Genomic DNA, 12,998 nt, shown 5'->3' with positions numbered 1-12,998 from the left:
CGCTCTCATCCGAGCAGCTGCGCGACCTCCCGGTCGGTCAACGTCGCGTGCGGAGTGCGACCCTTGCTGCGAACCAGTTCGATCGCTCGGTAGAGGGGCCGTTCGTCCAGCCCGGCGTCGCGCGCCTCGGCCCGCAGCTGATCCACCAGCACCGACGCGATGGCCGCCGCGGGAACGAGTTCGGTGGTCCACAGCGAATCGGCGAGCGTGCGCAACGCAAGAATCGGCAGTTCGCGGCCGCCACCCCTGGTGTAGAGCGCCAACGGCAGAACGATACGAGTACGACCGTCGTAGAGCCGCAGCGAGATCTGGTCGATTCCGGCCGTGCGGATGGTCATTTCCGCCGTCACCACCTCCGGCATGTTCAGCCGTCGGGTACGCAGTCCCCGAGCGCACAGCCGTGGCCCGTCGATCCACACCCGGCGGCGCAATCCCAGCCAACCCGACAGCGCCGCCGGACCACCGACGATCACTCCGACGAGGACTGCCACCCACACGGGGACGACGAGCGCCAGAACGACGCCCAGCACGACTCCGACCAGTAGCGAACCGACCACGATCTTGCGCAACCGCGGCGCGAGGAACTCCGCCGAGACCAGATCGAGGGCTACCGGACCCGCCGAGGGCCGAGGGTCATCGGCCAAGGTGCACTCCGAGGACGTCGACCACGTCGGCCAACGCGACCGTCTCCTGCTCGCCGTTCGAAAGGTCTTTCATCACGATGGATTCGGCCGACAGCTCTTGATCGCCCAGCACGAGTGCGTATCGGGCTCCCGAACGATCGGCCGCTTTCATCGCTCCCTTCATGCCGCGATTTCCGTACGCCATGTCCACCGCGATGCCACGTTCACGCAACTGCGCCGCGATGTCGACGATCGCGAGTTTGGCCGCGGCACCCATCGGGATGCCGAACACCTGACACCGCGACGTCGTGCCTGCGGTCTTGCCCTCGGCGGCCAACGCGAGGACGGTGCGGTCGACACCGAGCCCGAATCCGATACCCGACAGCGCCTGCCCGCCCAACTGCTCCATCAGGCCGTCGTAGCGGCCGCCGCCGCCGATGCCCGATTGGGCCCCGAGGCCGTCGTGCACGAACTCGAACGTCGTCTTCGTGTAGTAGTCGAGTCCACGAACCATGCGCGGGTTGACCAGGTACGGAACATTCATCACATCGAGGTAGGCCAGCACCTCGTCGAAGTGCTGCTTCGCAGAATCGGAGAGATGGTCGAGCATCAACGGCGCGTCGGCAGTCATCTCGCGAACCTCCGGCCGCTTGTCATCGAGAACCCGCAGCGGGTTGATCTCGGCGCGTCGACGCGTGTCCTCGTCCAACGGAAGCGCAAAGAGGAACTGCTGCAGCAACTCTCGATACTGCGGGCGGCAGGTGTCGTCACCGAGCGAGGTGATCTCGAGCCTGAAGCCGGTAAGACCGAGGGCGCGGAACCCGGCGTCGGCCACGGCGATGACCTCCGCGTCCAGCGCCGGGTCGTCGACGCCGATCGCCTCGACACCGACCTGCTGCAGTTGGCGGTAGCGGCCGGCCTGCGGGCGCTCGTACCGGAAGAACGGTCCGGCGTAGGCCAACTTGACCGGCAGCGCCCCGCGGTCCAAGCCGTGCTCGATCACAGCGCGCATGACCCCGGCGGTGCCCTCGGGACGCAATGTCACCGATCGGTCGCCGCGATCGGAGAAGGTGTACATCTCCTTGCTGACCACGTCGGTCGATTCGCCGACTCCCCGGGCGAACAACCCGGTGTCCTCGAAGATCGGGAGTTCGATATGGCCGTACCCGGCGGCGCGGGCGGCACCGAGGAGGCCCTCCCGGACAGCGACGAATTCGGCCGAATTCGGGGGGAAGTAATCGGGAATGCCCTTGGGCGCGGAAAAGGTGGTCGGCTTGCTCACGGTCACAGCTTTCCTTGCTCGGGGTCGCCGAGTCCAACGAGGAACGGATTGGACCCGCGCTCCTGACCGATGGAACTCTGTCCGCCGTGTCCGGGGAGCACGACGGTCTCGTCGCGCAGCGGCAGCAACCGCGACGCGATGGACCGTAGAAGTTGATCGTGGTCGCCGCCGGGCAGATCTGTCCGGCCGATCGACCCGGCGAACAAGGTGTCGCCGGTCAGCGCCAACGGAACCGTCCCGTCGGGACCGTTGGCCTCGGTGAGGAACACCACCGAGCCCTGCGTGTGCCCTGGAGTGTGCACGACCGTGAAGTCGATTCCCGCGAGGCTCAGACGTTGCTCGTGCGCCAACTCGATGACCTCGTCCGGCTCGTGGAACTCGAGGTCGCCGAGCACGGCAGCGAGCGTCGGACCGGTCCCTTTGATCGGGTCCGCCAACATGTATCGATCCTCGGGCGCGATGTATGCGGGGATTCCGTACTTCGAGCAGACCGGCTCCACGGACCACGTGTGGTCCAGATGACCGTGGGTCAGCAGCACCGCCGTCGGGTTCAGCGAGGATCGCGTCAGGAACTCGACCAACGGATCGGCGGCATCCTGGCCGGGATCGACCACGACGCACTCGGATGCGTCGTCCTGAGCGAGGATGTAGCAGTTCGTCTGAAACATTCCTGCGGGGAATCCGGTGACGAGCAAGACAATCGCTCCTAAGAGGCAGAGGCCGAAGTACCGAGCCAGCTTAGTGGGGAGGTTCTCGTCGGGTCCCCCCAGCATGCTCTCAGGCAATGATGGCAAACTCGCGTTGGCCGATTGTCGGCCGGCTACCACACGACCCACCCGCTCAGCGAGCAGGCGTGGTCGAACCAGGACAAGCGGGAGGACACGAATTGCCCAGCAACGAGCAACGGCGCGAGGCTGCCAAGCGAAAGCTCGAACGCCAACTCGTACGACGTGCAGAGCGAGCACGACGTCGGAAGCAGTTGACGATCGCCGGCTCCATCCTCGGTGTGGTTGCGGTCGTGGCCGTTGTCTCGGTCGTCTTCGTGGTGACCCGCGGTGACGACGACGCGAGCACGGCGCAGGACTCGACCACGTCTGCACCGGCCGATTCGATCATCGCTGCGGGCCGTACGGAACCGCTGCCCGAGACGGTGAACTGTTCCTACCCAGCCGCCGCGCAGCCGGCCGCCAAGCCCAACACCCCTCCCCGCACCGAGAACATCCCCACCAGCGACGAGCCCTTGAGCTACAGCATGGCCACCACCGCCGGCAACATCGGCCTGACCCTGAACAACCCCGAATCCCCGTGCACGGTGAACAGTTTCGTGTCCCTGGCCAATCAGGGCTACTTCGACGGCACCACCTGCCACCGCCTGACGACGGGTGCCGGCCTGCAGGTGCTGCAGTGCGGCGATCCCACCGGCTCCGGTAGTGGCGGGCCGGGCTACCAGTTCGCCGACGAGTTCCCCACCGACACGTACGCCGAGGGCGATCCTGCCGCGCAGACTCCCGTCCTGTACCCCCGCGGAACCCTGGCGATGGCCAACGCCGGCCCGGGAACCAACGGCAGCCAGTTCTTCCTCGTCTACGGCGATTCGCAACTCCCGCCCGCCTACACCGCCTTCGGCACGATCGACGAGACCGGTCTCGCCACCTTGGATGCCATCGCGGCCAAGGGGGCGCAGGGCGGTGCCTCCGACGGTGCACCGGCCGAGCCGGTGGACATCACCTCGATGCAGAGCGACCTGTGACACGCGTACCCGGTCTGGTGATCGCAGCCTCCGCTGCGGCACTTCTTCTCGCCGGCTGCTCCGGATCGACGGAGACCGCTGCCACGCCCACTCCGGCCGGTTCGACGACCGCTGCCTCGACGTCGGCCACGACGACCACCCCGCGGCCGCCTCTGAATCTGTCGCGGTTCGGTGCGCTGCCGCCCGTTCCGCAGCCGACCACCGATACGGTCTCGTGTGCGTACCCGGCGGAGTCTCCGGCTGCCAAGGAGGTTGCTCCGCCTCCGACCGAGAACATCGACGTCTTCGGAACGGTCGACGTGACGCTGTCGACGACCCAGGGCGACATCGGAATGACGCTCGACCGTACCGAGGCCCCGTGCGCCGTCAACAGTGTGGTCAGCCTGGCTCAGCAGGGCTACTTCGACGGCGCACCGTGTCATCGGTTGACCACGTCCCCCGGCCTCGAAGTGTTGCAATGCGGCGACCCGTCGGGATCGGGCCGTGGCGGCCCCGGCTACAGCTTCGCCAACGAATACCCCACAACGGCGTTCGCCGACGATCCCGCGCAGGCCCAGAACCCGGTCGTCTACCCCCGTGGCACCCTGGCCATGGCCAATGCAGGCCCTGACACCAACGGCAGCCAGTTCTTCCTGGTGTACGCCGACTCTGTGCTGCCGCCGCAGTACACGGTGTTCGGCACCATCTCCGATGCCGGCCTGCAGACCCTGGACGCCATTGCGGCCGGTGGAGTCAGCGGCGGTGCAGAGGACGGCGCACCAGCGAATCCGGTGGTCATCACCTCGGCAACCTGAGGTACCGCACGACGACGACAGGGTGAGCAGAAATTTCTGCTCACCCTGTTGTCGTATCGGGTCGGAATTCGGTCAGGCCGCCGACGTGAGCCTGTACACGTCGTACACGCCCTCCACGTTGCGCACGACGTTCAGCACGTGCCCCAGATGCTTGGGGTCACCCATCTCGAACGTGAACTTGCTGATAGCCACCCGATCGCCCGACGTCGCGACGGATGCCGAGAGGATGTTGACCTTCTCGTCGGCCAGAGCCTTCGTGACGTCCGAGAGCAACCGATGCCGGTCCAGGGCCTCGATCTGAATGGCCACGAGGAACACCGAGGAGGCCGACGGTGCCCATTGCACCTCGATGAAGCGCTCGGACTGCTCCTCGAGCGACCGCGCATTGGTGCAGTCGGTGCGGTGGACGCTGACCGACCCGCCGCGGGTGACGAACCCGAGTATCTCGTCCCCGGGCACAGGGGTGCAGCACTTGGCGAGTTTTGCCACGACACCCTCGGCACCGGTGACCAGCACCCCGGCGTCTCCGACCTGACGCGGTCTGGTCGGAATGGTCGACGGCGTAGAGCGCTCCGCGAGCTCTTCCTCGACGTCACCGACACCACCGAGATGAGCGACCAGCCTCTGCACGACGTGGCGAGCAGAAACGTGGTTCTCACCGACCGCGGTGTACAGCGCCGACACGTCCACGTACCGCAGTTCGTGGGAGATGGCCGACATGGACTCGGCATTCATCAAGCGCTGCAACGGAAGTCCGCCGCGACGGACCTCTTTCGCGATGGCGTCCTTACCGGCTTCGAGGGCCTCTTCGCGACGTTCCTTGGCGAACCACTGACGGATCTTGGTCTTCGCACGCGGTGACGCGACGAAGCCCTGCCAATCTCGACTCGGCCCGGCCGTGACGGCCTTGGACGTGAAGACCTCGACCACCTCGCCGTTGTCGAGGGTCCGTTCGAGTGCCACCAGGCGACCGTTGACCCGGGCTCCGATACAGCGGTGACCCACTTCGGTGTGCACCGCATAGGCGAAGTCGACCGGACAGGATCCGGCGGGAAGCGTGACGACATCGCCCTTCGGGGTGAAGACGAAGATTTCCTTGACCGCCAGGTCGTAGCGCAGAGATTCGAGGAACTCGCCCGGGTCGGCCGCTTCACGCTGCCAGTCGAGCAACTGGCGCATCCACGCCATGTCGTCGACCTCGGCGTTGTCCTGAGAGTGCTTGCCCTTGGTCTCCTTGTATCGCCAGTGAGCAGCGATACCGAACTCCGCGGTGCGGTGCATGTCCCTGGTGCGAATCTGCACTTCGAGTGGCTTGCCCTCGGGCCCGATCACCGTGGTGTGCAGCGACTGGTAGACGCCGTACCGTGGCTGCGCGATGTAGTCCTTGAAGCGGCCCGCCATCGGCTGCCACAGCGAGTGCACGACGCCGACCGCGGCATAGCAGTCGCGGATCTCGTCGCACAGAATGCGCACTCCCACGAGGTCGTGGATGTCGTCGAAGTCGCGGCCCTTGACGATCATCTTCTGGTAGATCGACCAGTAGTGCTTGGGACGTCCCTCGACGACGGCGCTGATTCTCGATGCCGCCAGTGTGGCGTTGATCTCGGCCCGTACCTTCTCGAGGTACGTGTCGCGGGACGGTGCCCGATCTGCGACCAACCGAACGATCTCGTCGTACTTCTTGGGATGGAGAATGGCGAAGGCCAGGTCTTCGAGCTCCCATTTGACGGTGGCCATACCCAGCCGATGAGCAAGCGGCGCAATGACTTCCAGTGTTTCCTTGGCCTTGCGGGCCTGCTTCTCCGGGGGCAGGAATCGCATCGTGCGCATGTTGTGCAGTCGATCGGCGACCTTGATGACCAACACCCGCGGGTCCCGCGCCATCGCGATGATCATCTTTCGGATGGTCTCGCCCTCGGCGGCCGTCCCCAGTACGACCTTGTCCAGCTTGGTGACCCCGTCGACAAGATGGGACACCTCGTCACCGAACTCCTCGGTCAACTTGGCCAACGAGTAGCCGGTGTCCTCCACCGTGTCGTGCAGCAGGGCCGCAACCAGCGTGGTGGTGTCCATACCCAGTTCGGCGAGGATGTTCGCCACGGCAAGTGGATGGGTGATGTACGGGTCGCCGGACTTGCGCATCTGTGTGGAATGCAGCTCGTCCGCGACGTCGTAGGCCCGCTGCAGCAGCGTCAGATCGGCCTTGGGATACAGCTCGCGATGCAGACTGACCAGAGGTTCGAGGACGGGCTTGACCGCCGCGCTGCGTCCGGCCGTGATGCGACGAGCGAGCCGCGCCCGAACTCGACGGGAGGCCGAGGTGGGCACGGGTGCCGAATTGCGTGCACCCGACGGCGCCTGGTCGTCGGCCTGCGCCGAATCACTCGACACCGGCTCGCGCACGCCCGGTCTGTCCACCACCGGATCGTTGACCACTGCGGTATCGACGACCGCGCTCGTATCGCCGGACGCGACCGAATCCGCACCGGTTCCCGGCCGATCGGCGACTGCGGGCCGCTCGGGCAAGGGCTGATCGATGTAACGGGTCACTCTCATCACCTCCTGCCACACATTCGCGCCGACGCCAGGACAGATCCGGTCGACGCTGTATCAGTCGACTTTAGTCCTCAGACTCGAACCAGGCAGGCGAGCGGGTAGTCACTGCACTTGCTGCGGCCGTCGAGCGCCTCGATTTCCAACACCACGGTCGCCCCGACCACCACCGCGCCCTGCTCGGCCAACAACCGAGCTGTCGCATCGACGGTACCGCCGGTGGCGAGGACATCGTCGACCACGAGCACCCGTCGACCGGCCAGCTCGATGGAGGTCGGAATCTGCAGTTCCGCGGTTCCGTATTCGAGATCGTAGGTTCGCGAGTGCACGGGCGGCGGCAGTTTGCCCGCCTTGCGTACAGCGAGCACCCCGCAACCGAGCTCGAGTCCCACGCCCGCTCCCAGCAGAAACCCTCGGGCATCGATGCCCGCCACCAGATCGACGTTCTCGAAACCCTCCGCCAATGCCGTGACGACGCTGCGCAACGCGGGCCCCTCCGCGAACACCGGGGTCAGGTCGCCGAACCGCACCCCGTCCACGGGAAAATCGTCCACCCACCGCGTCAACCGATGCACGGCCGACACGGCATCACCGCGCACCCCGCCGTCCTGAGTCACTGTCGCATCGCTCATTTCAGAAGTACCCACCGATCCATGTTCCAGCCGGCACCGGCCGCCGTGGGGTTGGCCACGACGTCCTGCATACCGTCGCTCACGACGGTGGTGCGCGGCTCGCTGTACAGCGGAAGCGACGGCATGTCGTTCCACAGAATGTTCTCGCCCTCGGTCGCCAACGCCAGCACGCGCTCGGGATCGTCGGTCACCGCCAGCTGGTCGACGATCGAGTCGATCCGCCCGTTGCTGTACCCGCCCACGTTGAGGCCGATACCGGTTCGCAACGAGTACCGTGCAACGACGGACGACGCCGAGCCGGTCGGCCCTGGCAGCGACCCCGCGCCGCCGAGAACGGCGTCCACTGTTCCGGCACGAAGCGCGGACGGCGTGAACTCCGGTGAGCTCGCGTCCTCGACGGTGATCCCCGCCGCCGCACAATCGGTCGCCATTCGGCTGACCAGCTGAGCGCGGCGCGCGTCCGGTGCCAGGTAGCCGACGCGTACGGTCAGCGCACTGCTACCCGATGCGGCCAGTTCCTTGCCCGCGCGGTCCAGGTCCGACCGCTGGTACCGGTCGCCGACCGTCGCGGCAACCGAGGGGTACACCAGAGTGTCCGGTTGCATCAGCCGAGAATCGACGACGCTGGAGCCGGGCCCGGCCGGCGGTGCCTCGAAGCCAGGGTGCCCGAGTGTGTCGAACAGGTCCGTTCGCGGGATGCATGCGGCCACGGCCCGGCGAGCACTCGCTTCCGCCAGCGCGCCCTGGGTCGCGAACGTCAGCTGCTCGACGCCTCGCGACGGTTCCGTGACGGTCTCGAACCCCTCTGTCGAACCCAGATCGTTCGCGCCCGCACCCTGGTCGATCACGTCCAGAGATCCATCGTTGATCTTCGCCGGGACGTCGGTGCCCTTGGGCCAGATCACGACTCTCTGCGTCTCGGGCGGAATGCCCCACCAGGCGTCGTTCGCGACCAGAACCAACCCGTCCTCGGCGGTGTACGAGTCGACGCGGTACGGACCGGCCGACGGCAACAGAGACGTGTCGACAGAACCGGGCGTCAACGTCCACCCGGTGTTCCAGAAATCGGCGATCCGAGAGACGACACCGTCATCGCCGGCCACTATGGGATCGACGACGTTCGGTACCCCGGCCGCGCGCGCAGCCACGTGTGCGGGCAACAGATCGGTGGCACCGAACAGAGCTCGCCAGTTCTGGTAGCTGCGGCCCGGGGCGAAGACGACGGTGGCGTCCTTGGACCCGGGGACGCAGTCGATGCTCGCGATGTCGGAGTATCCCGCCGTCGACGCCGCGTCGAACAGGGGACGGTCGGTGGCGAACCGGCCGCTGTTGGCGGCCCACGCCAGCACCAGGTCATCGCACGCCATCGGTGCGCCGTCGGAGTATTTCGCCGCAGGCGCGATCGTGTACTGCAGCGTCAGAACGTCCCCTGGCACGACCGCGACGGTACCGATGTCGTTGTCCGACAGCGCATCACCGTCCGGTCCCAGATAGCTGAACCCGACCTGGACTCGTGTGAACGCCTGACGCGCTCCCGACGCAGCCCCGTCGACGGTCCTGGCGTTGTAGTTGTTCACCACGTTGTCGAACGAGTACCCGATGGAAGGCACCTTGTCCTCCGAGGCCGAACATGCGGTGAGCGACGCTGCGGCCAGACCCGCTGCCAGCAGTGCCGCGCTCCACCTACGTTCCACGTGCACTCTCCATCTCTACGATCTCGCTATCGGCGCTTCTTGTTCCGCTTCCCAGTGGGGCGATTGCCGGGCTGCGATGCCGACGCCTTGCTGACATCCACGCCGACGGCCACCGGTTCGGGTGCGAGACCGGCGGCGCGCGCCGCCGCGTCGGCACGCTTGGAGTGGACCTTGCGAGTGTGGACCGCGACCGGGCCCCACTTCTCCTTCAGGGTCACCAACAGCGGCGTGGCGAAGAAGATGGACGAGTAGGCACCGACGATCATGCCGACGAGCTGCACGAGAGCGAGATCCTTGAGCGTTCCCACGCCCAGCAGCCAGACCGCGACGATCATCAACGCGATAACCGGCAGAACGCCGATCACGGTCGTGTTGATCGATCGCATCAGAGTCTGATTCACGGCAAGGTTGGCCTGCTCCGCGTACGTCTTGCGGTGCAGGTTCAAGATGCCTCGGGTGTTCTCCTCCACCTTGTCGAACACCACGACGGAGTCGTACAGCGAGAATCCCAGAATGGTCAGCAGACCGATCACCGTGGCCGGGGTCACCTCGAAGCCGACGAGTGAATAGACGCCCGCGGTGACGACGAGGTCGAAGCCCAATGCGGCCAGGGCCGCCAGCGCCATGTCCCGTTCGTATCGGATGGCGATGTAGATGCTGACGATCACCAGGAACACCGCGAGGGCTATCAGAGCCTTCTGGGTGATCTGACTCCCCCATGTCTCACTCACGTCGGAGACGCTGATGGCATTGGGCGTTGCGGTGCCCGAGTTGTCCTGCGGCTGGAAGGACTGGAACAGCGCCTGTCGAAGAGTGTCGACTTCGGCTGGATCGAGCGCCTCGGAACGGATCTGCACCGTGGCCGCGGCACCCGAGCCGACCGTCTGGACCGACACCGGGGGCATACCCAGCGAGTCGTTGTAGACGGTTTCGACCTGCTCGGTGGAGATGTTGTCCGCGGCGGGCAATGCGATGCGGGTGCCGCCCTCGAAGTCGATACCGAGCGTGAACCCACGCACGAGGAAGCTGAGCAGGCAGATCAGCACGATGACGCCGGTCAGCACGTAGTAGAACCTGCGGCGTCCGACGATCTCGAATGCACCGGTGCCGGTGTAGAGACGAGATAACCAACTGTGCCTGGGCTGCGTGGACTGGTCGACGCTCGAATCGTCGAGAGGCGATGGGGTCGAGGTGGCCGTATCGGACATGTCATGCCTCCTTCGACGGCGACGCGGCGCCGGTCTTGACGGCGACTGCCTTGTTGGCGGCGCGCTTTCGTTCGAGCGCGATCTGCTGGACCGCGCCGAGACCGTTGACGGACGGCTTGGACCAGAATTTCGACTTCGACGCCAGATTCACCAGCGGCCACGTCACCAGCACCACGACGATGACGTCGAGGATGGTCGTCAGTCCCAGGGTGAACGCGAAGCCGCGCACCTGACCCACTGCCAGTACGTACAGAACGGCAGCGGCGATGAAGCTGACCGCGTTGCCGGACAGGATGGTCTTGCGTGCGCGGGCCCAACCGCGGGGCACTGCTGATCGGAAGCTGCGGCCCTCGCGAATCTCGTCCTTGATGCGTTCGAAGAACACCACGAAAGAGTCCGCGGTCATACCGATACCGATGATCAGGCCGGCGATGCCGGCGAGGTCGAGGGTGAAGCTGATCCACCTGCCGAGCAGGATCAGAATGCCGTAGACGACGAGCCCGGCCAGCGCCAACGACAGAGCCGTGAGCAGGCCGAGGGCTCGGTAGTACAGCAGGCAGTAGACCAGCACGAGTGCCAAGCCGATGGCACCGGCGATCAGGCCTGCTTCGAGTGACGCCAATCCCAATGTGGCCGAGACCGTTTCGGCCTCGGAGGACACGAACGACAGTGGCAGCGAACCGTACTTGAGCGTGTTGGCCAGTTCGGAAGCGCTCTGCGCGTTGAAGTTGCCGGTGATCGACGTGGCACTACCGGCGGGAGTGGCACCCTGAATGACCGGCGCGCTGATCACCTTCGAGTCCAGTACGAATGCGGCCTGCTTCTGCAGGTTCGCAGCCGTGAACTGCGCCCAGGTGTTCGACCCCTCGGAATCGAACGTCAGGCTCACCTGGAACTGAGCCTGCTGGTTGTCGAATCCCGACGTCGCGTCGGCGATCTGCTGACCGTCGATGATCGTCGGACCGAGAAGGTAGACAGCTGTTCCGTCGGTGGAGCAGGCCACGAGCGGGAGTGCAGGATCGTCGTTGCCGGCAAGCGGGTCCGCGGCGTTGCAATCGAGCGACTGCATGGCGAGCTGCTGTATCTGCTGATCCTCGCTCTGACGAAGCGCCTTCGCGTCGGCGATCTCCTGGGCTGCGCGATCGGCGTCGGACAGCGACGCGTTTTCGGCGGGATCACTCGAGGTCGGGGCGTCCGTCGCGGGTGCGTCCGAGGCCGGAGCACCGGTTGTCGGAGCGGGGGTCGGGTCTACCGTCGTCGGATCCTGCGCCGGAAACACCCGACTCTGCGGAGCAGCTGGAGCAGCAGGATCGACGGCTGTCGCCGGATCTGCCGGCGCAGCCGGGTCCGTCGGGGTCTGCGGAGAACCCGGCGTCGCCTGGCCTGCGGATGGTGCAACCGACCCCACCACCGGACGAATGAACAGTCGAGCGGTCTGCCCCAGAGTTCTCGCCTGAGAGCTGTCGTCACCGGGCACCGTGATGACGAGATTGTCGCCGTCGATGACCACCTCGGAACCGGACACGCCGAGACCGTTGACGCGGGTCTCGATGATCTGCTGCGCCTGCTTGAGGCTGTCCTGCGACGGCGCATTCCCGTCGGGCGTGCGTGCAGTCAGCGTCACTCGCGTGCCGCCCTGCAGGTCGATTCCCAACTTCGGCGAGGGGTCTTTGTCTCCGGTGAAGAAGACCAGGGCATACACCGCCGCCATCAGCACCGCGAAGACGGCGAGATAGCGGGCGGGATGCACCGATCCGCTGGAAGGTGCCACGGTGTGTGATTCTCCTCTGGGCGGTGGAAAAGTGTCTGTTCCTGTTGGCTCGTGCCTCGTTGTGTCAGCGGCGGGCGGTGCGATTGTGCACCACGACGCACACCGCAGACGAAACCGCTGCCGGATTGTGTCTCCGACAGCGGTTCGGATCTTCGTTACGTCACTCTTTTTCGAGGCGCTTCGTCGTCTGCTCGACGGTTTCGTCGGCGGGGTTCCCGACGTCCTTGTGCAGCGACGGAGCTGCCGGCTCGGTGGGGCCGACCGCGGCGGTGCCGGCGCCGGGCACCGAATCGAAGGTGTTCTCGTCCGACTCGCCGTCGTCGAACTCGGTGTCGTCGGGCAGAACCTCACGCACGACGGCGCGTGACCACGTCGTGATGACGCCGTCGGCGATCTCGAGGTCGATCGTGTCGTCCTCGACGAGGACCACTCGTGCATACAGGCCTGCGGTGGTGACGACCTCGTCGCCGACCTTCAGCGAGTCCTGCATTTCCGTGGTCTTGGCCAGCACCTTCTTCTGTCGGCGCGCGTTGAGAAACAGCGGTACCAGAAGGGCCACGATCAGCAGCGGAAACAGCAAATCCATCGGAAGGTCAGTCCTCGAAGTTCGGTTCGATAATCGTCATTGTCTCGTGCGAGAACATCGCTGGTGCGGGCCTCGCAGCTACCCAGTGTGCCATCACCTGTGGCC

Annotated in this window: 11 protein-coding genes; 2 read left to right on the top strand and 9 right to left on the bottom strand. The window is 65.9% G+C overall.

The genetic code is table 11. The features are described 5' to 3' along the window. Positions 1-5 precede the first annotated feature (5 nt). The 3 genes from CH262_RS08535 to CH262_RS08525 are packed head-to-tail and all read right to left on the bottom strand — an operon-like array spanning position 6 to position 2,600. Positions 6-644 (bottom strand): hypothetical protein, encoded by a 639-nt coding sequence (locus CH262_RS08535; RefSeq protein ID WP_032365086.1) that lies wholly within the window; start codon positions 642-644, stop codon positions 6-8. Next, positions 634-1,905 (bottom strand): histidine--tRNA ligase, encoded by a 1,272-nt coding sequence (gene hisS, locus CH262_RS08530; protein ID WP_032388471.1) that lies wholly within the window; start codon positions 1,903-1,905, stop codon positions 634-636. Before hisS ends, CH262_RS08535 begins: the two co-directional genes overlap by 11 nt. A 2-nt stretch (positions 1,906-1,907) precedes the next feature. Continuing rightward, entirely contained in the window at positions 1,908-2,600 is a 693-nt protein-coding gene (locus CH262_RS08525; protein ID WP_032370475.1) for an MBL fold metallo-hydrolase, read from the bottom strand. 191 nt (positions 2,601-2,791) lie between these two features. Between CH262_RS08525 and CH262_RS08520 the strand changes: the two genes are divergently transcribed. Together CH262_RS08520 and CH262_RS08515 are read left to right on the top strand one after the other, a co-directional pair. Continuing rightward, complete coding sequence (locus tag CH262_RS08520; RefSeq protein ID WP_027496954.1) at positions 2,792-3,655, top strand: peptidylprolyl isomerase; 864 nt, start codon at positions 2,792-2,794, stop codon at positions 3,653-3,655. After that, positions 3,652-4,449 carry a peptidylprolyl isomerase gene (locus tag CH262_RS08515; protein WP_052053307.1) on the top strand — a complete coding sequence of 266 codons (798 nt, stop codon included), beginning with the start codon at positions 3,652-3,654 and terminating at the stop codon, positions 4,447-4,449. The genes CH262_RS08520 and CH262_RS08515 overlap by 4 nt, the downstream gene beginning before the upstream one ends. 72 nt (positions 4,450-4,521) lie before the next feature. Here the strand turns inward: CH262_RS08515 and CH262_RS08510 are convergent, their stop codons facing one another. From CH262_RS08510 to yajC, 6 genes are all read right to left on the bottom strand, one after another. Further along, positions 4,522-6,777 (bottom strand): RelA/SpoT family protein, encoded by a 2,256-nt coding sequence (locus CH262_RS08510; protein WP_167327864.1) that lies wholly within the window; start codon positions 6,775-6,777, stop codon positions 4,522-4,524. 299 nt (positions 6,778-7,076) lie between these two features. Beyond that, on the bottom strand, positions 7,077-7,634 hold the full coding sequence (locus CH262_RS08505; RefSeq protein WP_051365142.1) for an adenine phosphoribosyltransferase: 558 nt from the start codon (positions 7,632-7,634) through the stop codon (positions 7,077-7,079). Beyond that, the gene (locus CH262_RS08500) at positions 7,631-9,334 is read right to left on the bottom strand and encodes an ABC transporter substrate-binding protein (protein ID WP_032365085.1); all 1,704 of its coding nucleotides are present in this window, start codon (positions 9,332-9,334) and stop codon (positions 7,631-7,633) included. Before CH262_RS08500 ends, CH262_RS08505 begins: the two co-directional genes overlap by 4 nt. A 20-nt stretch (positions 9,335-9,354) precedes the next feature. Further along, on the bottom strand, positions 9,355-10,536 hold the full coding sequence (gene secF, locus CH262_RS08495) for a protein translocase subunit SecF (protein ID WP_094717440.1): 1,182 nt from the start codon (positions 10,534-10,536) through the stop codon (positions 9,355-9,357). A 1-nt stretch (position 10,537) separates the two neighbouring features. Continuing rightward, positions 10,538-12,307 carry a protein translocase subunit SecD gene (secD, locus tag CH262_RS08490; protein ID WP_032365084.1) on the bottom strand — a complete coding sequence of 590 codons (1,770 nt, stop codon included), beginning with the start codon at positions 12,305-12,307 and terminating at the stop codon, positions 10,538-10,540. A 160-nt stretch (positions 12,308-12,467) separates the two neighbouring features. Next, positions 12,468-12,893: a preprotein translocase subunit YajC gene (gene yajC / locus CH262_RS08485; RefSeq protein WP_027496947.1), complete on the bottom strand. Its 426-nt coding sequence runs from the start codon at positions 12,891-12,893 to the stop codon at positions 12,468-12,470. Between the last annotated feature and the right edge of the window lie 105 nt (positions 12,894-12,998).

The sequence above is a fragment of the Rhodococcus sp. 05-2255-1e genome (assembly GCF_002259025.1).
Classification (GTDB): domain Bacteria; phylum Actinomycetota; class Actinomycetes; order Mycobacteriales; family Mycobacteriaceae; genus Rhodococcoides; species Rhodococcoides fascians.
Note: the sequence above shows the minus strand (reverse complement) of the source record. Positions and strands in the feature narration are given on the sequence as shown.